We start from the raw sequence: 25,341 nt of genomic DNA, 5'->3' as shown, positions 1-25,341 counted from the left end.
TGCGAAGACGAGCGCAAGCGCAAACGCCCACCTGATTTTAGAGTTGCGAGCGGCGGCAAGTACGACCACCGCGATGCAGACGATAGAGAGGAGCGACCAAGCCCACATCGGGCCGGTAAGCTCAGATAAAAGGGATCGATATCTCTCCACGCGAGCATCCTTATTCGATGCCCATCCCAATAGCGCCTACAGGTTAACGAAGGTTTGGAGACGTTGGCATACCGGAGCCACCACAGACACGGGCGGAGCCGGCCCGGCCGGAGGTGATCATGTCCGGTGAGTTGAAGCCCTTTACCTGCACCTATCGCTTCGAGGGCCGTCCGATCGGCATCACGGTCGAGGCCCGGACCTGGGATGGGGTGTCCGCGCGGCTCCGGGCGATCGGCACGACCGCCGTCGTCAACGGCGAGCAGATTGCCGAGTTCGATGCATTCCCTGGTGCTCGCGTCACCAAGCGCGGCCTGCGTAAGCTACTTCGCCTGATCAGGAGGATCGCTGGATGAGCAGTTCCATCACCGCCATGCACGTCGCCCGTAAGCAGCTCGACCTGGACGAGGATGTCTATCGGGCGAAACTTTTTTCCATCACCGGCAAGTCGTCGGCGAAGGACATGACCGAGGCGGAGCGCCAGAAGGTGCTTGGCGAATTCCGAAAGGTCGGCTTCCAGCCGGCGCCGGGCCGCGCGACCGCGCGCCGCCAGCTTACCGGCAAATACGCCAAGAAGCTTCAGGCGCTCTGGATTGCGGGCTGGAACCTCGGCCTCGTCGCCGATCGCGATGACAAGGCGATGCTCGCTTTCGTCAAGCGTCAGACCGGCCTCGACGACACGCGCTTCCTGCATCATGCGGATGACGGCCGCGCCGCGATCGAGGGGCTGAAGGCTTGGTTGAAGCGGGAAGCCGCCGTGATGTTCGGCAACACCAACGGCTGCGAGTGGCTCGCCAGCGACGGGGCGAAAATCGCCTGGGCGCAGTGGCGGATCATTACACCCGGCGCGAACCTCATGGTGCGTAAGGGTTTCGACCAGGCCGTTTCGGACATCCTCAGCGTCCGCCTGATCTGGCTGGCCGACGTGAAGCCGAAGGACTGGCAGACCGTCATGAATGACTTCGGCGCACGCATCCGCGCGGCGAGAAAGGCCGGTGCGTGATGGTGGCCTATTCTTTCAAGCGCCTATTTGGCCCGCAGATTGTGGCCGGTCTGAAATTCCAGACCGTGCGCGGGCATCGAGCCAGGCATGCTCGACCAGGTGAGTTGGTGCAGCTCTACCAGGACATGCGCACGCGGCACTGCGTGAAGCTCATTCCCGATCCGACCTGCACGCTCGTCTTCCCCATCGTCATATCTTTTGATGCCGCCGGCACGAACGTTGACTGGATCGAGATCGACGGCTGCGCCCTAAACCGCTCCGCCATGGAAGAGTTCGCCTTCAAGGATGGTTTCAGCCCTGACCATGTCGACCTCGGCGGCGAGACAGCGCTGGAGAACTTCGCGCGGTTCTGGAACGCATCGCACGGCAAGCTCGCGCAATTCGAGGGCGTCTTGATCAAGTGGGGGCCGACGCCATGACGAAACCGCCTTTCGTCTCGGATCATGCCATCCTGCGCTACCTCGAACGCGCACATGGTCTCGACATCGAGGCCGTGCGCAATCACATCGCCGGCCGCTGCGCCACCGGCGCCGAGCTTGGCGCGACCACCGTCATCGTCGAGAGCGTGAAATTCGTGCTGGTCGCGGCCGGTGCCGACACGGTGGTGACCACCGTCGTCAAGCGGCACTGGCCGGTCACACCGCGGAGGATCGAAAAGTGAGCCCGGCCGCGCCGCTTCCGCTGTTCGAAACGCAAACGCTGGAGGCGATTAAAGCCGAGCGTGAAGCCATTTTGAAGCAGCTGAAACGGGGCGGCCGGGATGCTCGGTCGCGCATCCACCTTGAGGACAAGGTGCGCAAGCTGACCGCCCAACAAATCGAGATCGAGACCGCGCTCGGAATGGGGAGGCCAAATTGAGCAAGAGCAGCCTTCCCGGCCTACTCGGGGATATCGCTGATATTGCCGGCAACGACGTCGCGCTGGAAATCGCCCGGACCTATGGCGGCACGCGTGTAACCATCCCGCCGCGTGCGGACGAAAACCACTGGCTGACAAAGCTGGTCGGGATTGCCGTTGCCGATCGCATCTGCCGAGGCCTCGCCACGATCGATGCGGACGGCCGGCTGGGCGGCATCCGCAACGAGGTTCTCCCATTAGGCCCGGTCGCTGTTAATAAGCAGGCTCGGCAACGCGCGGCCAAAGCGCTGGAACGAGGCGCGAGCCCCCGCGAAGCTGCCCTTGAGGCAGGCTTGCACGAGCGCACGATATGGCGCATGAAAGCCAAGGACAAAAATCAGGGCGAGCTGTTCTAGCCATTGCCCGCTGACAGTTGTCAGCCACGATTTCCCCCCGACACTCCCCATAGTCCCGCCAGATCGCCGGAACGATTTCCGGTTGTTTTCCGATCTGGGGGCATCTTTCCGTGAGCACAATTTCGTTTGACCAGTGGGTCATCTCCCGCCTGCTCGCCCATGGGGCGTATGCCGGCAAGGTGGACGATGCGCCCGGTCGCAAGATGATCGAGGGCATCCGCCGCTTCCAGACAGCCGAAGGGCTCGAAGTGAACGGCCGTGCCGATGATCCGACCGTTACCGCCCTGCGCCGTTCCTCGGCCGCATCGACCGCCAAGCTGATTATCGCGCCGGAGGCACCCACCGAGCCCGTCTGGATGCGCGAGGCGCGACGCTACCTCGGCCTTCGCGAAATCGTCGGTCGCGGGTCGAATTCCACCATCATGTCGTGGTCCAAGCGTCTCGGCGGATGGGTCCAGAGCTTTTACACGGACGATGACATTCCGTGGTGCGGACTGGCGCTCGCTGCCTGGATCGCCATCACGCTGCCGGAAGAGGCGCTGCCGTCGAACCCGCTCGGCGCGCTCAACTGGAAAACCTTCGGCATCGGCGTCGCCAAGCCGTCCCGCGGCGCGATCCTTGTCTTCAAGCGTACCGGCGGCGGCCATGTGGGTCTCTATGTGGGCGAAGACCAGACGCACTACCACGTCCTCGGTGCCAACCAGAGCAACAGCGTGTCGATCACGCGCATCGAGAAATCGCGCCTGGTGACGATCCGCTATCCGAAGACCGGCGGCAACCCGATCGGCGGCCCCGTTCATCTCTCGGCCAAAGGCGTTCCGGTGACGAGGAACGAGGCATGAAGGCCGGCCCCGCCTACAACACCACGAAGCGCCAGATCTGGCTGTCCTTCCTCCTCGGCTGGCTTGTCATTCTCTTGCTCGTCGTCGGCGGCCTTCGCGGATCTCGCGAAGCCGTGGACCTCGCCGGCATCACCATTCCGTCGATGATCCTGCTCATTGCGGCCATGCTCGGCATCCATCGCTATACGGGGTCGATGGATTTTCGGGCGGCGCAGGATCGAACCCTGCCCGGCTCCGACCCGCCTTACCGTGCTCGCGACGAGCCGACGGGAGAAGTCCAGTGATCGCCGCACTTAAAGGGCGGGCGGCGCAGCTCCTCATCGGGATTGCGCTGCTCGTCTTCGCACTCATCGCCTTCTACGCGATCCTCGGCAGGCTCGACACGATGATCGAGAGGGCGAAGCTGGCGGCGATCGAGAGCCGCGATGCGCACTGGACTGCCCAGATCGAGCGTGGAAACGCCGAAGCCAACCGCCGCATCGCCGACCAGGTGAAAGCGGCGCTGGCTATTGAGACCGAAGCGAATGCCCGCATCCGGGCCGTCGAACACCAACTTGCCAGCCTGGAGACTACGAATGCGGCCCTGCCTGATGGCGATGCTTGCGGCCTCGGCCGTGATCGCGTCCGCCTGCTCCCACACTGAATCGAAGCCGATCGTTCGCACTGTCCGCGAACCGGTCACGGTTCCCGACACCGCTCGCCAGCCGTGCTCTCGCCCCGTCGCCTTGCCCGATCGGGACATGCCCTCTCGGGAAGTCACGACGAAATGGGGCGCCGATCGAGCGGCGCTTCTCACCTGTGAAACACGCCGCGCGTCGGCAGTCGCGGCCGTGGATGCCGCTGGAGTTAGCCGATGACCGATGTTTTGAAAGAGTGGTTCAGCCTAATTGCTCTCATCATCGCGGTGGGCACGTCGGCCTGGAACATCATCTCGTCCGGCTCGAAGAAGACCGCCAGCGAGTTGGCCGAGTTCCGCAAACAAGATGCCGAGGAGAAGCGCGCGCTTCTCGAAGCTGTGCAGGCGCTCGGCCAGCGCACGCAGGCCCTTGAGAGCGACATGAAGCACCTGCCGGATGCCAAGGCGGTTTACGAGCTTCGCCTCGCCCTTGAGACGCTCTCCGGCAAGCTCGGCCGGATGGAGGAAAATCAGCTCGGCATGTCCCGCACGGTTCTCCAGGTGCAGGACTTCCTCATGAAAGGTGCAGCATGACCGACTTCAACGAACATCTGGCCCGAGACGCGCGCCTTGTGATCCTGAAGGAACTGTCGAAGCAGACCGACAACCGTCTGAACGAAAGCCTGCTCCAGAGCGTGCTCGAAACCTTCGGGCATCGCCGTTCGCGTGAGTGGGTGCGCCAGCAGTTGCGCTTCCTTGCCGACCTCAACGCCATCTCTATCTCCGAAGCGGGGACGGTCTTGGTTGCCGAGCTGCGCCGCGCCGGACTGGAGCACGTCGAGCGCCGTTCCATTCTTGAGGGCGTTGCTCGCCCGTCTCTGGTGGCCTGACATGGGCCGCAGCCGCCTTTCCAATATTGAGCTGCTGCCCGAAGAGTGCGCCGAGGTCGTGGCCTGGGCCGCCGCCGAGCTTCAGAACCGCGATCGCACCCAGACCGATATCTACAGCGAGTTCGTGGCGAAGCTCGAAGCCGTACAGCGAGAGCACCGTGGCGAGGTCGAATTCACCATTCCCTCGTTCACGGCCTTCAACCGTTATTCGGTGAAGCTTGCCGTCATGACCCAGCGCATCAACCAGACGCGCGAGATCGCCAGCACGCTGGCGGGCAAGTTCGATGCTGGAGCCTCGGACGATCTCACCTTGATCGCAGCCGAGGCCATCAAGACGTTGATCTTCGAGCTGCTCACCAGTGGCGGCGAGGCCGGCATCGACCCGAAGGGCGCCATGGCGCTGGCGAATGCGCTCAGATCGGCAACGCAGGCACAGGGCATTTCGTCTGCCCGCCGGCTCAAGGTCGAGCAAGAGCTTGCGGCGAAGGCCAGCCAGGCCATCCAGGCCGTCGCAAAGGCGAAGGGTCTTTCCGGCGAGGCCACGCAGGAGATCATGGATCAGTTCCTGGGCATCAAGACATGAGCGGCCCGATCTCGAAAGAGCAGTGGACCGAGGCGCGGCGTCTGTCGATCGACGCCGTGCTGGAACGGATCGAGAAGCGCAGGGCGTTGCTGTCCTACCAGCAGCGCACGGTCTCCCTTCTCGAAAGCACCGGGTGCCAGGTGCTCTTCATCGAGAAGAGCCGGCGCATTGGCCTGACGTGGGGTTTCGCCTCCTATGCCGTCCTGCGCGCAGCCCGCGCTCGCGGGGCCGGCGGCATGGACGTGATGTATATCTCCTATTCGCAGGAGATGACGCGTGAGTTCATCGACGCCTGCGCCATGTGGGCGCGCGCCTTCAACCAGCTCGCAGGTGAGTTGGAGGAATTCGTCTTCGAAGACGAGGACCACGACGGCAAGCGCGCCATCCAGGCGTTCCGCATCAAGTTCGCCTCTGGTTTCGAAGTCGTCGGCCTGTCGTCGGCGCCGCGCTCGCTTCGCGGCAAGCAGGGCGTCGTCATGATCGACGAGGCCGCGTTCGTCGATAACCTGAAGGAGCTGCTCAAGGCGGCGCTCGCCTTCCTCATGTGGGGCGGCCAGGTGGTGGTCTGCTCGACGCACAACGGCGTCGACAATCACTTCAACGAACAGATCCAGGACATCCTCGCAAAGCGCAAGCCGTATCATCATCTGCGCATCGACTTCGACGACGCGCTGAAGCAAGGCCTCTACGAGCGCATCTGCCTGGTCACCGGCAAGGAATGGTCTCCCGAGGCCGAGGCCGACTGGCGCGAGAGCATCATCAAGTTCTACGGCGACGGCGCCGACGAGGAGCTGTTCTGCATCCCGACCATGGGCAGCGGCGCGTGGTTGTCAGCCCCGCTCATCGAAGCGCGCATGACGATGCTGCCAGAGCACGCGCCTATCATCCGCATCGAACTGCCCGCGAACTACCTGCATCTGCCGCGCCTGGAGCGCGCCTCGCTGATGGCGCCGCACATCGAGGCCGTGGAGCGCGCCGTGAAGAAGCTCGATCGGACCAGGCGCCATGCCTTCGGTTTCGACTTTGCGCGCGTGGCCGACCTCTCCGTTGCCAAGCTGCTTTCCATCTCCCGGCTGCTGAAGCGCGAGAGCGCATTGACGGTCGAGATGCGGAACGTGCCGGGCGACGAACAGAAGCTGATCACCGGTATCATCCTGCACGGCGCGCCGATGCTCACCGGCGCCGCCTTCGACGCGACCGGCATGGGCTGGACGGTCGCCGAAGACATGGGCCGCATCTTCGGCTTTCACGATCCCGACCATCCGGGCGGCCTGGTCCATGCGATCAAGTTCTCGCAGGACTGGTACCGGATCAACATGCCGCCGCTGAAAGGCGCGTTCGAAGACGAAGGCATGCTCGCCCTGGTGAAGGATGACGAGCACCTTTCTGACCTGCGCCTGGTGAAGGTCATTCGCGGCGTGCCGATGGTGCCCGATGCCAGGACCGGCGAAGGCAGCAAGAAACGCCACGGCGACTTCGCCATCGGTTTGGCACTCGCCTACTTCGCGAGCCTCCATCAGTGGCACGAGTACGACTATCAATCCGTGAAATCTCTCGCCGAGCCGGGCTCGCCCTATGACGACGACGAGGTCTTCGAGTTCATGAGGCAACACTGGTGAGCACCCGCACCTCTTCCGTCCTTGGCCCGGATGGCCGGCCGATCATCGTCCAGGTGCTCTCCGAAGAGATCGCCACGCCGACCGTCGCAGGCGTGCGCCGCACGCACGAGGACAGGGTTGCCTCTGGCATCACGCCCGAACGCCTCGGGACGATCTTGCGCGATGCCGCCGAAGGCAATGCCCGCGCCTACCTCACGCTGGCCGAGGAGATGGAGGAGCGCTATCTGCACTATGCGTCGCAGCTCCAGACCCGCCGGCTTGCCATCGAGAGCGTCGACGTCACGCTTTCCTCCGACAAGGTTCCCACGAAAATCACCGACGCCGTCAACGAGCTGATCGACGACGACGGCTTCAAGGAAGCTAAGGGCAGTCTGCCGGACGGCATTTCCAAGGGTTACGCCTGCGTCGAAATGATGTGGGAGTACGAGCGGAAATACCTGCGCCCGGTCGAATACAGAGACCGTGATCCACGGTTCTTTCAGATGGAAAAGCTCGGCCTGCGCGATCTGCGCCTTGCAGTGGACGGGTCCATCGATGGCGTCGAGCTGCCCGAGGCAAAGTTCCTGCGCCACATGCCGCGCACCAAGCTTGGGCTGCCGTTGCGGCGCGGCATGGCGCGGCCGGCGGCGTGGGCCTATCTCATCCAGCAATTCACCCTGCAGGACTGGGCGGCCTTCTCCGAGGTCTACGGTATGCCGCTCCGCGTCGGCAAATACAATGCCGGCGCCAGCCCGGCCGACAAGCGCACCCTGCTGAAGGCGGTCGCCTCGATCGCCAACGACGCCGCGGCAATCATCCCGGCCGGCATGGACATCGAGTTTCACGAGGTCAACGGCGCGAACGGCGCGGCGGTCTTCGGCGGCCTGCTCGACTATATCGACAAGCAGATCTCGAAGCTTGTGGTTGGCCAGACCATGACGAGCGACAACGGCTCCTCCCTCGGACAGGCGAAGATCCACAACGAGGTGCGCCTGGACATCCTGCGCGCCGACTGCCGCCAGCTCGCCATCACGATCAACCGCGACCTGATCAAGCCCTTCGTGGACCTGAACTTCGGTCCCCAGGATCATTACCCCTTCGTCGAGCTGCCGGTGCCCGATCCGGAGGACGTGAAGGCGCTGTCCGACAGCCTTGCCGCTCTGGTCCCGCTCGGCCTGCGCGTCAGCCAGAACGAGATCCGCGAGAAGCTCGGCCTTTCCGATCCGAAGGCGGATGACGAGGTGCTGACGAAAACAGAGCCGACCGTCGCACCGCCGCCGCCTGCCGGAGCCAATCCGGCCGAGCCGGCACCCTTGAAGAAGCCGGCCAATGACGACGTGAAGCCGGCCGAAGACCGGAAGGCGAAGACAGCCGCGCTCTCGGCGATCGTCTCCGACCACAAGCGCGCGTGCCGGTGCGGCGCATGCACCTCGCTGCTCGCGGCCGAGGCCGGCGAGCCCGACGCGCTCGACCAGGTCGAGCAGCTCTTCGCCGACGCGATGGACGACTGGGAGGAGATGGCATTGCCGATCGTCGCGCCGATCGCCGACATCATCACCAACGCCTCATCCTTCGAAGAGGCTTTGAAGATGCTTCAAGCCGCCGGCCCGGATGCCTCGAAGATGGGCGAGCGCCTGGCGCGCCTGGCAGCGATCGGCCGCGGCGTCGGCGACATCGCGGACTGACGGGATGGCAGAGCGGGCCAACCAGTTTGCCTACCCGCCCGAGGTGTCGGGCTATTTCAAGAACAAGACCGTCAAGCCGGCCTTCTCCTATCTCGACGTGTGGGCGGAGGAGCACGCCTACATGTTCACCGTCGCCAAGACGACGGAGCTTGAAGTCACCAACGCCTTTCACCGGACGATCGGCCAGGCCTTCGACGAGGGCAAGGGTTTCGACAACTGGAAGCCGCTCATCCAGGCCGAGTTGTCCAAGCTCGGGTGGTGGCAGCCTCGCATGGTCTCCGATCCCTCGGGCATCGATCCCGACCGCATGGTGAACTTCGCCTCCGATCGCCGCCTGAAAACCATCTTCTGGTCCAACATGAATTCCGCCCGATCGGCGGGACAGTGGGAGCGGGCACAGCGATCGAAGCGCGCCTTGCCCTATGTGCTTTACATGCGGACCACGTCGGGCGATCCGCGCGAAGAGCATCTCCAGTGGGTCGGCCTCATCCTGCCGATCGACCATCCATTCTGGCGAACCCATTGGCCGCCAAACGGCTGGCTCTGCAAATGCCAGGTGCGCATGATCTCTGCCCGCGAGGCTCAATCCTTGATCGGCACGACGCGCGTCATCGGGAAGGACGAGGCCGATAACGACATCACCATGCGATACACAGACAGCCCGCCGGATCTCGGTCCTGATCGGCAGCACCGCAACCGGCGCACCGGCGAAATCACCATGGTGCCGCCTGGCATCGATCCGGGCTGGCACACCAATCCCGGCCAGGCGCGCGCCACGACGTTGATCCGCAATCTCGAAACGCAGCTGGAGGCGGCGCCGGAGGCCGACGCGACGAAGGTGCTGAAGGAGTTGTGGGAAGATCCTTATCTCCGGCTTGCGCCGCGACTTGATCAGAAGGTCTGGTTGCCGGCCGGCGTGTCCCGCGAACTGGCGGACGAGCTCGGCGCGAAAAGCCCCGTGATCTCGGTCACCAGCGAGACGATCGCCGAGCGCATGACGCGCCATAAGCTATCCGTTGACGACTTCGCGGTTTTCCCCGAGCTGCTCGCCGAAGGCCTGTCGCTTCCCGACCCGCGCGGCAAGGGCAATGTTCGCTCTATCATCCGGCAGATCGGCAAGTCCTGGTGGCGCGCCTTCGTTACCCTTTCGGAGACCGGCTATATGCGCGCGACCTCCCTGCACCAAAAGCAGGAGAAGGAGTTACGCAACGCCGTGGCGCGCGCCGGGATCAAATGGCCTTGGGGAGAATGAGGCGCGGCAGGGAGGGACCGCATCCCGGCCTAATCCGGGCTCCCTCCATGGGCAATCGAGGCCAACGGGCTTCACTGCCGCGCCAACAGATAGATAGCGCCGAGAGATCGAAAATTCAACTAATCGGCCGCGAGCATTCTGATAAGCGTTTTTGCCTGAGCCTCGGCCGCGGCCAACTCGGCCTGGTCCACGTTTTCAGCACCGCAGAAATATTTGGCGTTCGACACGTCTGTCGTGTCCACGGAAAGGTGGCCGCTTTCGAGAATGACGAAGCGCCAGGCGCAGCCCAGGATCTTGTTCACGACGATCGCCCCTTGGCAGCCGGTGCTAAGGCAGAAGGAAACATTCCGCTGGCCTTGATAGCCTCCCGCGATGGCTTCAGAATAATCCTTCGGCCAAAGCTCCTTCGAATACCGGCACGACGAACTTGCATCATCCGCGCTGCATGCTGATGGATGCACATATGTTTCCGCCGCCGGCCACGCCGTCTCGCCGGCCTCAACCAAGCTCACACACCCGCAAGCCAACACCGCCGCCAAAATAGCTCTCACGTACTTTCCCCTCAGCCTTGATCCGGCTTCAAAATAAACGGGCCACGGGCGCGCGCAAGCCGTTGCGATGGCTCGATGTACCATCCCGCCCCTAAAAACGCGCCCAAGGCCTTCAAATCGGCTTCAAATTTGAAGGCATGGTTGATTGCGGGGGCGCGGTCGGCGTAGATGGAGAGGGTGGCGCGCCGGGCTTGGCTCTCGGCCTAGACTGCTGACAGGTGTCAGCCACGAAATCCCATGCGGCTCTGGCAAAGATTGCCGCATGCTTTTCAAAACCGCAACCCACCTTTTGACTTCCTGCCTTGCCGGCGAGCCGGCCGGGATTGCCGACGCCATGACGGGCCTGACCGTGCTCGATGCGTTCGCCGGCGATCCGGCGGCCGTCGCTGCACAGCGTGCGCCTGAATGGATCAAGCTTGCCCCGCGCGGCAAGTTCACGGCCCGCGACGGCCGCGTCTTCGAAGTCGATCCGGACACGCTCGTCTCCCGCTTCGAAGCAGATGGCGTGGACCTGCCGATCGACCTCGACCATGCCACCGTCAAGAAGGCGATGTTTGGCGATGCCGCGCCGGCACTTGGCTGGATCTCGAAGCTGGAAGCGCGCGACGATGGCCTCTACGGCAAGGCCGAGTGGCTTGACGAAGGCACGCGCGTCCTGACGGCTCGCACCCATCGCTACGTTTCCCCGACCCTCAAGACCGACGATCGCGGCAAGGCCTACTGGCTGCACTCGGCCGCTCTCGTCGCCGCGCCCGCGGCATCCATGCCGGCCCTTGCGTCGGCCCAGCCCACCACAACGGAGCCCACCATGCTGAAAGCCATCGCTGCCGCCCTCGGCCTTAACGAAGACGCCGCCGAGACGTCCTGCCTGTCCGCCATCACCGACCTGCGCAAGCGCATCGATCCGGCTGTCCATGAGCAGACGCTCACCACGCTGTCCGCCGTCCAGGCAAAACTCGACGGCATCGAGAAGACCGCGCGTAAGGAGAAGGTCGACGCCCTGCTCGAAGGTGCGCTCACCGCCAAGAAAATCAGCCCGGCCCAGCGCGAAAGCTACGAGCTTCTCTGCGCCACCGATGACGGCCTGGTGCAGGTGACGAAGCTGATCGAGACGCTCGGCGCCGGCCTTGCCGCGTCCGGCCTCGACACCAAGCCGACGCCCGGCGGCCTCGCCACCCTCTCGGCCGAGGACCGCGACGTCATGAAGCTGCTCGGCCAGACCGAGGAAGAATTCCGCAAGGCGAACGGCCTCGCCGCCGCCTGATCCAGTCTAAACCCGGAGACCATCCACATGACGGCAATGTCCCAGGCCCGCTCGCTGATCGAGATCGAGGGCGTCTTCAGCGAAGCGCCGATGAAGGGCGCCACCACCATCCTCCAGGGCGCCTTGGTCGTCAGCGAGAGCGGCCTCGCCGTTCCCGGCAAGACGGCCGCAAGCCTGACCGTTCTCGGCGTTGCCCGCGAGACCGTCACCAATGCCGGCGCGGACGGCGCGAAAAAGATCCCGTTCAAGCGCGGCATCTTCAAGTTCTTCAACCTCGGCGCGGACCCGGTCGTTGCCGGCGACGTCGGCAAGGACTGCTTCCTCGTCGATGATCAGACCGTCGCCAAGACGTCGAACAGCAGCGCTCGCTCGGTCGCCGGCAAAGTCATGGTCGTCGAGAGCGACGGCGTCTTCGTCCGCGTCGGCTACTGACGCCGCCTAGAACCCACAAGGAACCACCTGAATGAGCCGCGTCATCACTCCCGCCCTGCTGTCCGCAATCAACAAGGGCTTCAACACGTCCTTCCAGAATGCCTTCGCCGGCGCCAACGCAATGTACCAGTCGGTCGCAACAGTCATCGCGTCGACCGCTTCGGAAGAAACCTATGGGTTTCTCGGGGATATCCCGAAGCTCCGCGAATGGATCGGCGATCGCCATGTGAAGGCGCTTTCCAGCAAGGGTTACGCGATCAAGAACCGGAAGTTCGAAGGCACCATCGCCGTCAGCCGGGACGACATCGAAGACGATAAGCTTGGCCTCTACGGGCCGCGCATCCAGATGCTTGGCCAGTCGGCCGGCACCCATCCCGACGAAATCGTCTTCGAGCTGATCAACAGCGCCACCTCGCTGGAATGCTACGATGGTCAGAATTTCTTCGACACGGACCATCCGGTCGGCAAGCCGGGCGCAGTGACCTCGGTTTCGAACTTCGCAAGCGGATCGGGTGATCTGTGGTTCCTCGCCGACTTCTCCCGCCCGCTGAAGCCCTTCATCTTCCAGAAGCGCCGCGACTATGCCTTCGCGGCAAAGGAAGACGGTAAGACCTCCGACCATGTCTTCATGCGCGACGAGTATCTCTACGGGGTCGATGCCCGCGTCTCCGCCGGCCTCGGCTTCTGGCAGATGGCCTTCGGTTCGACCGATACCCTCGACGCGCAGAACCTGCGTGAAGCCTACACCGCATTGAGCAGTTTCCGGGACGACGAAGGCCGTAAGCTCAATATTCGTCCCACGCACTTGGTCGTCGGTTCCACCAATCTCTTCGCCGCGCGCGACATCCTGCTCTCCGAGCAGCTCAACGGTTCCACCAACACCAACCGGAACCTCGTCCAGATCATGGACGCGCCGCTGCTGAATTAACGAACCCGGGGCGGGCGTTACGGCGCCCGCAAACTGCCGGCGGATTTCCTCCTCCCATCCGCCGGCGGTTTTCCGAGAGCAGCCTGTCGCTGCTTTCCGAAAACCGACAGGAGACGAACATGGCAAAGCGCCCCGCCATCACCCAGGAGAACCAGCCGGAGACGGCGACGAGCACGCCCGAGGATCACAAGCACCTCGGCCCGGCTTCCGATGGCCCAACAGGGTCGGATGACGGTTCCGTCTACTCCGCCCCTCCCGAACCCGATGGCAGCATCATGATGGTCGGCGAGCACATCCTTGTCGTTTCCGCCCCGGCCGGCCCACGCCGCCGCGCCGGTTTCGGTTTCGGCCCGACGCCTGTCGATCTGCCTTGGGAAGAACTTGGCGCCACGGCCGAGGAGCGCGAGAAGACGTTCGATCGCCTTCGCAATGACCCGATGCTGAAGATCGACGGCCGGATCGAGAGCCGCCCGGTTGAGGACTAAGGAATACCCAGGGGAGGCCTGGTCCGGCTCGCGAGGCCGTCAGCACCCATCGACCCGGCCGGCCGCCGGATAGGGGACGTCGAGAACGTAGGGGCTAAGCCCGCCTCCCACACCCATTTGCATGCGAGGAGCCATGACAGTTTACGCCACCATTGCGGATCTCGAAGCGCGCCACCGCGATCAGCTCACGCTGATCGCGGCCGACGAGCAGACGGGCGAGCGCGATGATGTGCGGATTGTTGCCGGGCTTGAAGACGCGTCGATTGAGATCCGCGCCATCCTTGCGGCGCGGTATTCGTCGGCCGAGCTTGCCGGCCTCGATGTCGATGGCCTCGCGATCCTGCGCATGTATTGCGGCGATATCGCATTCTACAAGATCGCGCTCGCCTTCAGCCGCGTCACGGACGAGATCCGCGATCGCCGGAACGACGCGATCAGAAGGCTTGAGGCGATCGCGGCCGGCAAGGGCGCGCTGCCGTCTGCCGGCGGCGGCTCAAGCGTCGGCGGCAGCGATGATGGCGAAGTCGGCCAGAACGAAGTCATCCTGGATGCGCCCGAGCGCGTCTTCACCCGCAAACGACTGGGGCGCATCTGATGAGCGGCGTCTCGATCGAGGTTGATGTCAGCGACTTCAAAGGCATTTTCCGCCGCCTGGAGCCGATCCTCAATTTTGAGCCGACCGAGTTGATGACGACGCTCGGCGCGCTCGGCGAAAGCCAGACCAGGCGCCGGATTGCGGAAGAGAAGACCGCGCCGGACGGCACGCCGTGGAAGCCGAACCTCGAAGGCACCTCCATCCTCATGAAGACGGGCCAGCACCTTCTCGCCTCCTGCGCCTTCACGGCCTCGGCAACGGAAGCCGAATGGGGCGCTGCCTGGGAATATGCCCATGTTCACCAGGACGGCATGACGATCATTCCTAAAAACAAGAGCCGCCTGGTCTTCACGGTCGGCGGCGTGAAGGTCTTCGCCAAAGAAGTCACCGTGCCAGCGCGGCCGTTCGTTGGTCTCTCGGCCGAGAACATCGCCCAGATAATCGACGAAGTCACAGATCATTTCGGGATGGCGCAATGAACCCGGTCTCCCTCGATCAGCTCCTCGCCGCCGATCCCATCGCGTCGTTGCAGAAGGTGATCGTCTCTACGATCAAGACGCAGATCCTCGGCGTCACCGTCATCAATCATCCCGGCAAGGTCGATATTTCCGAGCTGATCGAAAAGACCGTGGTTCCCGCGCCTGGTATCAGCATTGGCTGGACCCGCGCCCGCGCCGCAGGCCTGAGTGACGGTTCCTACGGCCTCGCGGTCGAATGGGTGGCTTACATCGTCGCTGCGGCCCGCGTCGTCGGCCTGAAGCGCGCCGAGAAGGAAGAGGTCGGCATCGCGATCGGCGCCCGCCTGCTCGCTATCCTCAATGACCCGGTGGTTTCATTCTGGGGGCGCACGTCGGGTCTGATGCCCGTTTCCGAGACGCCTGCGCCGGAGCTGAAGCCGATCTTCACGGTGAAGGATTCCGCACAGGGTACGGCCTATTACACCGTGACCTGGACGCAGGTCATTCCGGACGTCGGCCAAACCTACTTCCCGCAAGTGGTCGGCGCTGTTGCCGAGGACGCGGGCACGATCAACTACGAGGACGAGGCGTGGGCCGAGGCGATCGCTCCCTTCATTGCGGAGATGGACGATGCGTAGTCTCGCCGCCCTGGAGAACCGCCGTATCCGAAATGCGCTCGAAGCGGCCGAGCGGCGCATCGCCACGTCGAACCTACCGGGCAAGGTGTCCGGCGATCATATCGACCGCGAAAAGCGCCTGATCCGCCTGAAGCTTGGTGAAACCGAGGACGGCCAGCCGATCCTCGGCCCGTGGTCGCGCTGGCAGGAAGCCGGCGCCGGCGGCATGAAGATCCACTCAGAGCCCGCGCCGAACGAACAGATGATGCTGACCAGCTTCTCCGGAACGGTCGGTAGCGCCTCGATCGCCGTGCCCGCGACCTACGACCAGGACCATGACGCGCCATCCAAGTCCGGCGACACGGCCGTGATGGAACGCGGCGGCGGCCGCATCGAGATCGGTCCGGACGGCGTCAAGATCATCGGCAATTTCCGCGCCGAGGGCGGCGTCTTCGAACACGAGGGCAGCAATGTCGGCGTGGACCACAAGCACACTGATGTCTTCCCCGGCGGCGGCCTGTCCGGCCCGCCGCAAGCCTGAAGGAAAAGATGATGGCCAAACAGCCAAAGACCGAAACGGAAACCGCACAAGCCTTTGAGCCGCAGAAGACGGCTGACGGCCACACTCTCTACGACATCACCGAAGCCGCGCCGCCCTTCGTCGCCGGCCGACGCGTCAATGGCGCGGTCGATATCGCCCTCTTCGATCACGAGGCATCCGCCGAGCTGCTCGCCGGTCACATCTGGCCGAAGGGCATGCCGCGCAAGGAACGCGTGAAGAAGGCGGATGACGCCACCGCTGAAGCCGCCGGCGGCGAAGCCGGTTCGAACGACGTTTGAAGGGACTTTAAGGATGGTCGGAGCGATCCGGTACAGGGCTGGCATCAACGCCGTGGATGGGCAACCGCTCATCGGCGTGCCGCACCTCGTCCAGTCGCTCGGCAAGATCTGGACGACGGCCTACGAGACGCTCCCCATGCTGCTCGACTTCGGCAACAACCTTCGCGGTCTGCTTTCCGAGGACATCGAGCCAGCGCTTTCGCTTGCCATATATAATGAGATGGTGTTGAGCGCTGCCCGGTGGGAGCCTGAATATGAGCTGACCGAACTCCAGCTCGTCCTGCTGAAGGAAACCGGCGCACTCGGACTTCGCCATGGCGGGATCTACTATCCAGAAGGCCGCTACGGCAACTACTCGATCGCCGTGCCGCTTTCCCTGCCAGCCGGCGCGCTTATCGGAGGTTCCGCCCGATGAGCGTCGTCGCCGAGCTGCTCGACTTCTCCAGGCTTCCGCCGCCGGAAGCGCTCCTGACGCTGTCCTTCAAGACGAGCTTCGAAGAGGCCAAGGCGCGCCTGGTCGAAATCTTCACCGCCAATGGCATTCCGTTCAATGTCGAAAAGCAGGAGACCGATAGCGGCGTCCTGATCCTGCGCGTCAACAATTGGCGCGAGCTGCTCATCGTCGCGGCTATCAACCGCGTCTACAAGCAGACGCTCACCGCCTTCGCGACAGGCTCCTCGCTCGATCATATCGCTGCGACACTGCATTTCATGCGCCGCCTGGATGGCGAACTGGACGATCGCTTCCGCGCGCGCATCCAGCTCGAAGCCGAGAACAAGTCCGGCGGCCGGTTGGCTGGCTACAAGGCGGATTGCCTTGCCGCGGATCTCGATGTCACCGACGTGGGCGCCTGGTTCGATGATGTCGATCCGCTCCGCCCGACTGTGCGCCTCGCCGTCATGGGTCCGGCCGAGGGCGAATGGACGCCAGCGGTTTCGAACGATCCTGCCGTCCTGATCCTCCAGTGGGACGGCGCCACCGGCGCGGCATCGTCGTCGCTCGTCGGCAAAGTGCAGCTCTATGTCGACCAGGACCACGTCAAGCAGGCCACCGATATCGTCCAGGTCTCGGCGATCAGCGTGCGAGAGGTGGTTATCGACGTGACGCTGCAGCATTTGCGCGGCCCCGATCCGGCACTCCTCCGCACCACGGCGGCCGAGACGCTGAAGACCATGATCGCGAGCCGTCGCCGGCCTGGTCGCGATCTGCCGCTCGAAGCCATCGTCGCGGCCGCCAGCGTCGGCGGCGTAGAGAAGCCCGTCGTGGACAGTCCCGAGGCCGGCATCGTCGCTTCCAAGGGCGAACTGGTTCACGCCACAACCATCATCGTGCGGAGCGCCTACACCGATGGCTAGTCTCCTCCCGAACTCCACCACCACGACGCCGCGCGAAAAGGCCGTCGAAGGCGTCATGGCCGAGCGCTGGGCCGGGCTCGACATCGATGTCATCCGCCGATCGCGCGACGCCTGGGAGTGCGATGCGCATCTCCTGCCTTATCTCGCCGTCGATCGCGGCGTGGACCTCTGGTACGACGACTGGCCGGAGGAGTGGAAACGGCGCGCGATCGACCGGATGCCGCGGCTGAAGACGCTGAAGGGCAAGGTCGAGGGCATCCGCGGTTATCTCGCGCTGCTCGACATTCCTGTTACCTATGTCGTGCAGCCACCCTCGGATGGCTACCTCGGCGATTTCGTTTCCGAGGAAGAGCGCGCCGCCTGGCTGGCGAAGCTGCCGCAGATCCGCATCTACCCGTTCCGTGACACCGACGCCGTGCTCGATGGCGAAGGTTATGTCGATGACAACATGCTGCTCGCCGACACGGACGAACACGGGACCTATTTCGATTTCGAGCCGGAGCTGGTCGGCGAGCGGCTTTACATCTGGCATGCCGGCGTCGAGACGCCGCTCGTCTTCCTGTCCCGCGCCGTGAGCTATCGGGCCGGCCAGCGCGTCGAGACGGTGCAGATGGCGCGGCCCTTCGCGTCCGACTTCGACAACCTCGAAGACAGCGTGATCGAGGATACGGTTTTCGAGGAGACCAGCGCCGCAGGCATCATCACGGTTTCGCTTGTCGGTGAGGCCTCCGCGCCGATCGTGCCGGTCCCGTTCTCGGAGCGGGCCGCGATGACACGGTTCGAGCTGGTGAGCCAATCCGTTCCCGCCGATCCGACCGAGGCCTTTCTCGATGACAACCTCATGGTCGACGACGGCGATGAGGCGGGCACGTTCTTCGGTGATGATGATGCCGGCGAGTATGTCTATCGCCGGGCCTATCTCAGTGACCCGGCCGTGCCGGTTCCGGACATGGACGGCTCTCTTTGCGTTGACCAATTCATCTGGGATTTCCCGCCCTACACCCTCATCGTCGGCATCGATGTCTCGGAGCGCGTGCCGGAAGGCGACCTCCGCCACATCGTCGGCGAGACCACGATCGAAGACTATTATTTCGAAGACGATGACAGCGAGCGCGTGAAGCGAGCGCTGGAAGCAATTCGCTGTGCCCAGGGCGGCTCGGACCGGGTTGTTGTCGATATCCAAGTCGCCCGCCCCCTCAAATTCGGTGACGCCCCCAAGGCGGGAGCCGGCCTCAAGTTTGGACAAATGATCAGGAGCACCTGGCAATGAGCCTTCTCGCACAACGCCGCGCCGTCGTCGGCGCAAAACAGTTCGGCAACCGCATGGACTGGAACAACATAGGCATCTTCGCGGTCAATGCCATGGATGCCATGGGCCTCGACCTTCTCGGCGCCGATGGCGGGTGGGCAGGCATGGCCGTCACGCGCGAAAGCTCGAATTCGGTCCGCGTCACGCTCGGCCGCGTCTGGAAGAACGGAAAGTTCTACGCCAACGTCGACGAGGACAGCATCGTGGTGTCGCTGGTCTCCGTTGCCCCCACGCTTGGGGAGGTCATCGTTGCCATCGTCGCATCCGGTGAAGAGGTCGAGGCGGAGGAACAGCAGCGCGTCTTCAAGACGTCCGCACCGGGCGACCCGCTGGTGAAAACGCCCCAGCCCTGGAAAACCGAGGTACGCCGCGCCATGGCGATCGGCATCAAGGCCGGCCCCGATGGCGTAACGCCCTTGCCGCCGTTCATCGAGCCGAACTATGTCCCGGTCGCCTATGTCCGCATGACGACAACGGGCATCCCGGAGGTCGGCGCAATCACGATGCTGACCGATTACCGGCTTCCGTCCCAACAGGGCATGCAGGCCCGGCTGCTTTCGCTGGAGACATTCCGCCAGACGATCGGCAGCCGGGTGGAGACGCTGGCCGGTGACCTCGCGGCGATCGGCGCGCGTGTCGACCGCCTCAACGTTCCCGCCGTGCGCCAGGCGATGAGCCGGCTTGCCGAGCTTGAAGACATGCTCGACATCGACGAGGGCGCGCAGCTCCAGGGCTTCGATCGCTTCATGACCGACCACGACAGCGACACCGACAATGTCGCCTACAAGGCCCGCGTCTACGAAGGCATTCGCGCGCCCTGGGCGGCAACGAAGGTTGTCACGCCCCAGCAGCTCGCATCGAGCGATCCCAAGGTGGTGACAAAGAGCGGCTGGACGATGCCGGTCCACACCGAAGAGCGCCGGCTGGACATCTGGGGCCAGTACATCTCCATCAACATCTCCAACTTCCAGTACGCCAACAACTCGTTCACGGTCTATCCCGGCGCCAAGCGCCGCCGCCGCTATGGGCCGAGCCAGGTGCACGCCGCGAACTCGGCCTTCTGGCAGAAGGCGGCCTATGCGGTCGACTACCTGACCAACACCTTCATGGTTGCCGGCGAGACCTACAACATCACCGATCAGTGGATCGAGGACGGCGTCACCTATTACCGCGTCGAGCAGTATTGGGACGATCAGCAGAAATATTGGAATGGCTATCAGTCCGTGGTTGCGACGGCCGCCAACGGCTACACGGTAGGCCAGACCTTCCTTAATGCCCAAGCTGGCTGGTTGACGCGCCTTGGCCTGCGCTTCGGTCGCGTCGATCCCGACAAGGGCCTCAAGGTCTTCGTCTGCGAGGCAGTCAACGGCCAGCCGGATGAAACACGCATCATCGCCACGGGCACGGTCGCCGCCGGCGCGGTGCTGCTCGCTCCGCCGAACAATCCGGAAGGCGTGGAAACGCCGGTGACATTGTCTCCCGTCTTCCTCGAGGCGGGAAAGCGCTATGGCGTCATCGTCGTCTCGGACGGCGACCATGCCATAGCCTGCCGCAATGACAACGCCCTCTCGAACGGTGCCTTGTTCATCGGCCAGGGCGGCTCCTGGACTGCCGACCCCGGCAAGGACATGAACCTGCGGCTCTACTTCGCCAAGTTCACGTCGCCCTATGTCGCGCTCCAGCTCCGGACGGAAACGCTTTCCGGCGGCATCACGGACATCGACGCGATCATGCGCGAAATGACGCCCGATGGTGCCGAGTGCTACATGGCGATCAAGCTCGATGGCCAGCTCCACCGCTTCGAGCGGACGAAGGGAACGCATCCTCTGGCACCCAAGCCTGAAACGGTCGAGCTGTTCATCGTCATGGTGGGCACGACGGAAGTCATGCCGGCATTCAAGCTTGCGGAAAGCCGCATCACCCTCATGCGGATCGACGACGACTTCTGCCACATCTCGGAGGTGCGGAACGCCGGCGCCACGGTCGACCAGGTCGAATTGACATGGATCCTCGCCGGTTGGAATGCGGCCAAGCACACCTTCCCAGTCACCATCACCTATGGAGCAACCACGAAGTCGGCCGACGCCACGACGGACTATCCTCTGCCGGACGGCACGATCCGGCGGGTGATCACTTACAACCTCAGCGTCCCCACGACGAACTACCAGATCAAGGCGATCGGCACGACGACCGACATCACCGACTGGTTCGTCCCCCAGAAGCGCGAAGATCTCGCGGCAGCATAAGGAGCGCCACATGGCCAAGACACAAACCTATCCGGCCGTGCCGGAAACCGCCGGCCAGGTCGACCCGGAGGCGACCTACATCGTGCGCGTCTCCGAGCCTGTCCCCGTCGGCCGACGCCGGCTCGCCGTCAGCCTGGAGCACGAGCTGAGCGGCGAATTCCTCAAGACGATCTGGGAAAAGGTGTCCGATGTCCGGAAGAACGCTGGCTGAACTTTTTCCGGTCGACGACGATACGGACCTGGACGCGGAGTTTGCGACCAAGCTCATTCGTGAGATCAGCCAGCGCCTGGCGGCGCTTGCCATTCTTCGCGAGGGACTAGAGGCGGCGATCCGCCAGGCGCAGGACATCGCACTCCTCCGGATCAACGAGATCCTCGGCCCGGCTCGGCAACAGGTCGAGGACATGATCACGTCGTTGACTGCGATGCTGGCTACGGCGCAGGCCGCCCTGCAGGCCGCAACCGAGGACGCCCTCGCGCAGATCCAGCCGCAGATCGATGAGAAGCTTGCGGCGGTAGACACCGCGCTCACTGCACTCGCCACTGCCGTCTCGAATGCCAACACGGCGGTAAGCACTGCGATCGGCGCTGCAACCGCGGCGACCAATGCGGCAAACACGGCGGCGGGGTCGGCAAATGCTGCGGCTGCCGGCGTCGCTGCGGCCATCAGCTCGGCGCTTGCCGACACCAGAGCGGAGGCGCGCCGAAAGGCGATCGCCTTTGCAATAGCTCTCTAAGATCAGGAGATTGTCATGGCGGTCAGCCACGAACCCGTTTTCGCCCAAGGTCGCCGAACCGTGTGCGCTGTCGCAACAGCGGCAAAGGCGACCTACAACGATATCGCCAATGCGGTGCTGCTGTGCACTGGCCGGGCCAACGGTTCAATTCTCAAGTCGCTGTCAGCGATGCCGAACGCCACCGTGACAGCTTCAAAATTGACGCTGTTCCACGTCGATGCGGCCGGCACGACGATCACCCCGATCGATAGCGTTGGCATGGCGGCATACACGATGGCTGCCACGACCCCGACCCCCTTGACTACGTTCAGCGGTTTCTCCGACGTCGGTCTTGAGTTCAACGAAAAGCTCTATGTCGCAACCGGGGTTGCATTGGCTGCCGGCATCGCCTTCAGCGGCCAGGTCGAGGACAACTAAATGCCCGTCAGCCTCGGTCGCCGCTTCGATCTCAGCGGTTCGTATGTTCGACCGTTGGCGGCAAATCGCGGGTTGCTGCCAGTTCATCCGCGAGGCGGGAGCGCGATCTTCGTATCCGCCCAGAACGGCGTTTGGAATCCAACCGCCTCGAGCATGCTAAAACCTTCATTCACAAAGGTAGGTGACTGGCTTTTTGCGGTTTTCGTCTTCCACGATCCGGGAAACACCATCACTTCAGTTCCTGAAAAATGGATACGTCTTGTATCGTCGCCCCACGTTTGGATTTACAGGAAGCGGGCGAGTGCGGCCGAGCCAGCTGACTATGTTTTCGGTGCAAGCGCATCGAACGTAACCGGATATATAATGACGTTGCGCGGGAAAACGCTGGGCATAACGAGGCATAATCTCAATTCGATAGTGTCGCGGCCAGCGGAACCCGAAGTGTTTTCGGGGCAGATCCCTGTGCAGGCAGGTCGAACGCTTTTTGCGGTTCTCGGAATTCGTAACAATGGAGCCAACATGCTTGGCGGCCCATCTAGAATGACGCAGAGAGCAACACAGCTTGCTGGCGCGTCCCCGCGTGGTGCGATTTTCTCGCAAGTCGTCACATCAACAGGTGCCTCTGGAAGCAGGGTGTTTCGCGTCGAGGCCACCTATCATTCCTTCGCAGCTCTCTTTGAGGTTGGTTCAGTATGACCTATCAGCGCATCATTTTGTCCGGACCGACGATCGACGGAGAGCCTGGTCTTCCAGACGACTTGGTCGGCCTAGCAGATGAAAGCCTGGCGGATCTCGCGGCGGCGCTCGATCCGTGCCCGGCTGAGTACGTTGGCGTGGGCTATTGGCCCATCCAGGAGGCCGAGCCGTTGCCAGCAGGCATGGTCGCGGTCGATCGCCATGTCGAGCTGGTCGCGGGTCTGCCGAAGTGGATCGAGGAGGTCGAGGACGCGCCGCCGCTTCCGTTTCCGGATCTCACGCGCCGGCAGGTACGCCTGGCTCTGCTTTCGATCGGCATCACCCGCGAAGACGTGAACGCGCAGATCGAACTCATCGAGGACGCCGAGGAGCGCGCCTACTCCATGATCGAGTGGGAAGATGCCAACAGCTTCAAGCGTGATCATCCCCTGGTCGCCAGCCTTGCGGTCACCTTCTCCCTGCCGGCCGCGCAGGTCGACAATCTCTGGCGCTGGGCGGCGTCCCTTTGAAGGCGGCTTGAAACCGCCTCGAAAGCCGTTCATTGCTACGGACGCCGCCACCAGGCGGCGTTTGGCTGACAAGTGTCAGCCCCGACTCTGACGCGCGGGCGCGTATCGTCTCCCTGAACCCAATGCGTCAGGGATGCCTCATGTCAGCCACTACCGATTTCGTCGGCGTCCGCGTCTTTTCGGACCTCCGTTCCACCGTCGCCAAGATCGACACGCGCGATAGCACCACGCTCGGCATGGCGCTGCCCGCCCCGGCGGCCGACGCCGACGAATTCCCGCTCAACACGAAAGTCCGGCTGCCGATCGACGATGTCGAAAAGGTCGCCGCCCTTGGTGCCGGGGTTGCAAGGGATGCCGTCAACCAGATCCTTCTCGAAGGCATCGTCACCGACATCGCCTTCGTGCGCACGCCGCACTCGACCAAGACCGATCCGGCTGAGAAGCTGGAAGAGGAGATCGACGGCATCGTTGGCTCGGCCGGCGCGAAAACCGGCGCATGGGCTCTCCTCGACGATGCCGATGGCCTGGTACCCGGCTGCCTGATCTCGCCCGGCTACACCAGCCAGCGGCTGGACAGCGCCGCGAATGCGGTCACCTCGACCCTATCGACGATCGCCGGCCGCATCATCGACTGCATGGTGTTTGCCGATACGCCGGCGACGAGCCGGGAAGCCGCGCTTACCTGGGCCGAGGACTTCGACGGCGCGTTGAACGTCGTCGGCTTCTACCCGCAGATGCTCACGAACCTCGGCGACGGGAACGTCGTTCGCCCGATGTCGGCAGCGATGGCCGCGGCCATGGTGCGCCGGGACAAGGAAACGGGCGGCCCCTACAAGGCGTTCTGGAACCGGCCGCTTCAGGGTGCGCTCAAGCCTTCCGTGCCGGTGGGCTATACGGACGGCGATACCGGCTCCGATGCCAACTGGCTCAACCAGCGCGGCATCGGCACGCTGATCGAGGGCAACCGGATCTGGGCGCCCTTCACCACCGCGACGGACCCGACCGTCAAGGCCTGGCGCTCGATCAAGCGTATCCGGACGCGCCGCGCGATCGAGAAGGCGGTCCTTCGCCCGATGCGCCAATACCTGTCCGAGGACATTCACCCGGACGTCGTTAACCTCATCTACCGCGCGCTCGACCAGTTCATGATGGACCTCGTTACGGCGAAGGCGCTCATCGACTACGAGCTGATCTGGTCCAAGGCCATGAACCCCGGCACGCTCCTCGAAGCCGGTGCCCTCCGCGTCAAGGCGCGCTTCGCCGAGACGCCAGACCTGGTCGACCTCCAAATCTACACCGAGCCGCAGCCGGAAGCGTTCGACGTCCTGGAGGCGGCGATCGCCGCCTCGCTCCAGCAGCTTGGCCTGCAAAACATCCGCGTCACGGCCTAACAGGAGACCTTCGCATGGATCGCATTATTCGTGGCGCAAACTGGTACTGCCAGCAGATCAACCAGCGCCTGCGCATCGACGAAACAATCTTGCCCGACCTTCAGCGCGAGATGCTGCCCTTTGTCATGGGCGGCGGCTTCTTCGGCCTGGAGCTTCCCGCGGAGAGCAATCCGCTCTCCTGCGAACAGGCGATCAACGGCGCACCCGAGGATCTCAAGTCCCGCTACGGCCGTGAGCCGGGCGACTGGACTGACCTCCGCTTCTACCAGAGCCTCCTGAACGTGTTCCCGGCCAAATCAAACGGCGAAGTGGCGGCGTCCGGCAAGCCCACTCTGATGGGCCGCGTCGTGTTTCTGACTGGCCTCTTGAACGGTTACACAGAAGCTGGCGTCAAGGGCATGAAGGCGACGGGGCCGACGCGTCTGCGCTGGTCGAGCATCGTCCTCTACCACGACATGATGAATGGGCGGACGATCCACAAGTTCGACCTCCAGAACAACATCCTCATCATCAACGGCGTGAATTACTCGGCCGAACACAATCAACTGATCGCGGCCTGATCGTATCGCGGCCCACGTCGTCGAGCGGCACTTTATCCGGGCGACCGCCTCATCAGGCCGTCGCCCCTCATCTTTGAAGGA

General features: G+C 63.7%; 36 protein-coding genes. 35 read left to right on the top strand and 1 reads right to left on the bottom strand.

Annotation, left to right across the window (positions count from 1 at the left end):
• Positions 1–269: 269 nt before the first annotated feature.
• The 15 genes from AC1RWL_RS10350 to AC1RWL_RS10280 all read left to right on the top strand — a co-directional run bounded on the left by AC1RWL_RS10350 (position 270) and on the right by AC1RWL_RS10280 (position 9,869).
• Positions 270–503, top strand: coding sequence for a hypothetical protein (locus tag AC1RWL_RS10350; RefSeq protein ID WP_493094844.1), 234 nt, complete (start codon positions 270–272; stop codon positions 501–503).
• A complete protein-coding gene (locus tag AC1RWL_RS10345; RefSeq protein WP_493094845.1) occupies positions 500–1,150 on the top strand; it encodes a regulatory protein GemA in 651 nt (216 codons plus the stop codon). The genes AC1RWL_RS10350 and AC1RWL_RS10345 overlap by 4 nt, the downstream gene beginning before the upstream one ends.
• A 107-nt stretch (positions 1,151–1,257) precedes the next feature.
• The gene (locus tag AC1RWL_RS10340) at positions 1,258–1,569 is read left to right on the top strand and encodes a hypothetical protein (RefSeq protein WP_493094846.1); all 312 of its coding nucleotides are present in this window, start codon (positions 1,258–1,260) and stop codon (positions 1,567–1,569) included.
• Complete coding sequence (locus AC1RWL_RS10335) at positions 1,566–1,811, top strand: hypothetical protein (protein ID WP_493094847.1); 246 nt, start codon at positions 1,566–1,568, stop codon at positions 1,809–1,811. Before AC1RWL_RS10340 ends, AC1RWL_RS10335 begins: the two co-directional genes overlap by 4 nt.
• On the top strand, positions 1,808–2,008 hold the full coding sequence (locus AC1RWL_RS10330) for a hypothetical protein (RefSeq protein ID WP_493094848.1): 201 nt from the start codon (positions 1,808–1,810) through the stop codon (positions 2,006–2,008). The genes AC1RWL_RS10335 and AC1RWL_RS10330 overlap by 4 nt, the downstream gene beginning before the upstream one ends.
• The gene (locus tag AC1RWL_RS10325; RefSeq protein WP_493094849.1) at positions 2,005–2,403 is read left to right on the top strand and encodes a hypothetical protein; all 399 of its coding nucleotides are present in this window, start codon (positions 2,005–2,007) and stop codon (positions 2,401–2,403) included. The genes AC1RWL_RS10330 and AC1RWL_RS10325 overlap by 4 nt, the downstream gene beginning before the upstream one ends.
• Before the next feature lie 110 nt (positions 2,404–2,513).
• Positions 2,514–3,245 (top strand): TIGR02594 family protein, encoded by a 732-nt coding sequence (locus AC1RWL_RS10320; protein WP_493094850.1) that lies wholly within the window; start codon positions 2,514–2,516, stop codon positions 3,243–3,245.
• Complete coding sequence (locus AC1RWL_RS10315; protein ID WP_493094851.1) at positions 3,242–3,529, top strand: NAD(P)+ transhydrogenase beta chain; 288 nt, start codon at positions 3,242–3,244, stop codon at positions 3,527–3,529. The genes AC1RWL_RS10320 and AC1RWL_RS10315 overlap by 4 nt, the downstream gene beginning before the upstream one ends.
• Positions 3,526–3,888, top strand: a complete 363-nt coding sequence (locus AC1RWL_RS10310) for a hypothetical protein (RefSeq protein WP_493094852.1) — start codon at positions 3,526–3,528, stop codon at positions 3,886–3,888. The genes AC1RWL_RS10315 and AC1RWL_RS10310 overlap by 4 nt, the downstream gene beginning before the upstream one ends.
• 210 nt (positions 3,889–4,098) lie before the next feature.
• Entirely contained in the window at positions 4,099–4,455 is a 357-nt protein-coding gene (locus AC1RWL_RS10305) for a DUF2730 family protein (protein WP_493094853.1), read from the top strand.
• Positions 4,452–4,751 (top strand): VpaChn25_0724 family phage protein, encoded by a 300-nt coding sequence (locus AC1RWL_RS10300; protein ID WP_493094854.1) that lies wholly within the window; start codon positions 4,452–4,454, stop codon positions 4,749–4,751. Before AC1RWL_RS10305 ends, AC1RWL_RS10300 begins: the two co-directional genes overlap by 4 nt.
• A gap of 1 nt (position 4,752) precedes the next feature.
• Positions 4,753–5,334 (top strand): DUF3486 family protein, encoded by a 582-nt coding sequence (locus AC1RWL_RS10295; protein ID WP_493094855.1) that lies wholly within the window; start codon positions 4,753–4,755, stop codon positions 5,332–5,334.
• A complete protein-coding gene (locus tag AC1RWL_RS10290; RefSeq protein ID WP_493094856.1) occupies positions 5,331–6,953 on the top strand; it encodes a terminase large subunit domain-containing protein in 1,623 nt (540 codons plus the stop codon). The genes AC1RWL_RS10295 and AC1RWL_RS10290 overlap by 4 nt, the downstream gene beginning before the upstream one ends.
• Positions 6,950–8,617, top strand: coding sequence for a DUF935 domain-containing protein (locus AC1RWL_RS10285; RefSeq protein ID WP_493094857.1), 1,668 nt, complete (start codon positions 6,950–6,952; stop codon positions 8,615–8,617). The genes AC1RWL_RS10290 and AC1RWL_RS10285 overlap by 4 nt, the downstream gene beginning before the upstream one ends.
• Positions 8,618–8,621: 4 nt before the next feature.
• Complete coding sequence (locus AC1RWL_RS10280) at positions 8,622–9,869, top strand: phage head morphogenesis protein (protein WP_493094858.1); 1,248 nt, start codon at positions 8,622–8,624, stop codon at positions 9,867–9,869.
• A 119-nt stretch (positions 9,870–9,988) separates the two neighbouring features.
• Here AC1RWL_RS10280 and AC1RWL_RS10275 read toward each other — a convergent pair whose 3' ends face one another.
• Positions 9,989–10,420 (bottom strand): hypothetical protein, encoded by a 432-nt coding sequence (locus tag AC1RWL_RS10275; RefSeq protein ID WP_493094859.1) that lies wholly within the window; start codon positions 10,418–10,420, stop codon positions 9,989–9,991.
• A 262-nt stretch (positions 10,421–10,682) separates the two neighbouring features.
• On the opposite strand from AC1RWL_RS10275, the gene AC1RWL_RS10270 reads away from it, so the two are divergent.
• The 20 genes from AC1RWL_RS10270 to AC1RWL_RS10175 all read left to right on the top strand — a co-directional run bounded on the left by AC1RWL_RS10270 (position 10,683) and on the right by AC1RWL_RS10175 (position 25,260).
• Positions 10,683–11,684, top strand: a complete 1,002-nt coding sequence (locus AC1RWL_RS10270; RefSeq protein WP_493094860.1) for a phage protease — start codon at positions 10,683–10,685, stop codon at positions 11,682–11,684.
• Positions 11,685–11,711: 27 nt separating this feature from the next.
• A complete protein-coding gene (locus AC1RWL_RS10265; RefSeq protein ID WP_493094861.1) occupies positions 11,712–12,116 on the top strand; it encodes a hypothetical protein in 405 nt (134 codons plus the stop codon).
• Positions 12,117–12,147: 31 nt separating this feature from the next.
• Complete coding sequence (locus AC1RWL_RS10260; protein WP_493094862.1) at positions 12,148–13,044, top strand: Mu-like prophage major head subunit gpT family protein; 897 nt, start codon at positions 12,148–12,150, stop codon at positions 13,042–13,044.
• A gap of 119 nt (positions 13,045–13,163) precedes the next feature.
• Complete coding sequence (locus AC1RWL_RS10255) at positions 13,164–13,529, top strand: hypothetical protein (RefSeq protein WP_493094863.1); 366 nt, start codon at positions 13,164–13,166, stop codon at positions 13,527–13,529.
• 133 nt (positions 13,530–13,662) lie between these two features.
• The gene (locus AC1RWL_RS10250) at positions 13,663–14,124 is read left to right on the top strand and encodes a phage protein Gp36 family protein (protein WP_493094864.1); all 462 of its coding nucleotides are present in this window, start codon (positions 13,663–13,665) and stop codon (positions 14,122–14,124) included.
• A complete protein-coding gene (locus tag AC1RWL_RS10245) occupies positions 14,124–14,603 on the top strand; it encodes a phage virion morphogenesis protein (RefSeq protein ID WP_493094865.1) in 480 nt (159 codons plus the stop codon). The genes AC1RWL_RS10250 and AC1RWL_RS10245 overlap by 1 nt, the downstream gene beginning before the upstream one ends.
• On the top strand, positions 14,600–15,220 hold the full coding sequence (locus tag AC1RWL_RS10240; protein WP_493094866.1) for a hypothetical protein: 621 nt from the start codon (positions 14,600–14,602) through the stop codon (positions 15,218–15,220). The genes AC1RWL_RS10245 and AC1RWL_RS10240 overlap by 4 nt, the downstream gene beginning before the upstream one ends.
• Positions 15,213–15,740: a phage baseplate protein gene (locus tag AC1RWL_RS10235; protein ID WP_493094867.1), complete on the top strand. Its 528-nt coding sequence runs from the start codon at positions 15,213–15,215 to the stop codon at positions 15,738–15,740. Before AC1RWL_RS10240 ends, AC1RWL_RS10235 begins: the two co-directional genes overlap by 8 nt.
• Before the next feature lie 11 nt (positions 15,741–15,751).
• Entirely contained in the window at positions 15,752–16,039 is a 288-nt protein-coding gene (locus tag AC1RWL_RS10230) for a hypothetical protein (RefSeq protein ID WP_493094868.1), read from the top strand.
• Between the two features lie 13 nt (positions 16,040–16,052).
• Positions 16,053–16,454, top strand: coding sequence for a GPW/gp25 family protein (locus AC1RWL_RS10225; protein WP_493094869.1), 402 nt, complete (start codon positions 16,053–16,055; stop codon positions 16,452–16,454).
• Positions 16,451–17,395, top strand: a complete 945-nt coding sequence (locus AC1RWL_RS10220) for a hypothetical protein (RefSeq protein WP_493094870.1) — start codon at positions 16,451–16,453, stop codon at positions 17,393–17,395. The genes AC1RWL_RS10225 and AC1RWL_RS10220 overlap by 4 nt, the downstream gene beginning before the upstream one ends.
• Entirely contained in the window at positions 17,388–18,665 is a 1,278-nt protein-coding gene (locus tag AC1RWL_RS10215) for a phage tail protein I (RefSeq protein WP_493094871.1), read from the top strand. The genes AC1RWL_RS10220 and AC1RWL_RS10215 overlap by 8 nt, the downstream gene beginning before the upstream one ends.
• Complete coding sequence (locus AC1RWL_RS10210; RefSeq protein ID WP_493094872.1) at positions 18,662–20,950, top strand: hypothetical protein; 2,289 nt, start codon at positions 18,662–18,664, stop codon at positions 20,948–20,950. The genes AC1RWL_RS10215 and AC1RWL_RS10210 overlap by 4 nt, the downstream gene beginning before the upstream one ends.
• A 10-nt stretch (positions 20,951–20,960) precedes the next feature.
• Positions 20,961–21,161: a hypothetical protein gene (locus tag AC1RWL_RS10205; RefSeq protein WP_493094873.1), complete on the top strand. Its 201-nt coding sequence runs from the start codon at positions 20,961–20,963 to the stop codon at positions 21,159–21,161.
• Positions 21,139–21,687, top strand: coding sequence for a hypothetical protein (locus AC1RWL_RS10200; RefSeq protein WP_493094874.1), 549 nt, complete (start codon positions 21,139–21,141; stop codon positions 21,685–21,687). The genes AC1RWL_RS10205 and AC1RWL_RS10200 overlap by 23 nt, the downstream gene beginning before the upstream one ends.
• A gap of 15 nt (positions 21,688–21,702) precedes the next feature.
• The gene (locus AC1RWL_RS10195) at positions 21,703–22,104 is read left to right on the top strand and encodes a hypothetical protein (RefSeq protein WP_493094875.1); all 402 of its coding nucleotides are present in this window, start codon (positions 21,703–21,705) and stop codon (positions 22,102–22,104) included.
• Positions 22,105–22,800: a hypothetical protein gene (locus AC1RWL_RS10190; protein ID WP_493094876.1), complete on the top strand. Its 696-nt coding sequence runs from the start codon at positions 22,105–22,107 to the stop codon at positions 22,798–22,800.
• On the top strand, positions 22,797–23,309 hold the full coding sequence (locus AC1RWL_RS10185) for a hypothetical protein (RefSeq protein WP_493094877.1): 513 nt from the start codon (positions 22,797–22,799) through the stop codon (positions 23,307–23,309). Before AC1RWL_RS10190 ends, AC1RWL_RS10185 begins: the two co-directional genes overlap by 4 nt.
• 140 nt (positions 23,310–23,449) lie before the next feature.
• The gene (locus AC1RWL_RS10180) at positions 23,450–24,700 is read left to right on the top strand and encodes a phage tail sheath family protein (protein ID WP_493094878.1); all 1,251 of its coding nucleotides are present in this window, start codon (positions 23,450–23,452) and stop codon (positions 24,698–24,700) included.
• 14 nt (positions 24,701–24,714) lie between these two features.
• On the top strand, positions 24,715–25,260 hold the full coding sequence (locus AC1RWL_RS10175) for a phage major tail tube protein (RefSeq protein WP_493094879.1): 546 nt from the start codon (positions 24,715–24,717) through the stop codon (positions 25,258–25,260).
• Positions 25,261–25,341: the final 81 nt, after the last annotated feature.

This window comes from Shinella sp. GW821-FHT10F02, assembly GCF_058809275.1.
Note: the sequence above shows the minus strand (reverse complement) of the source record. Positions and strands in the feature narration are given on the sequence as shown.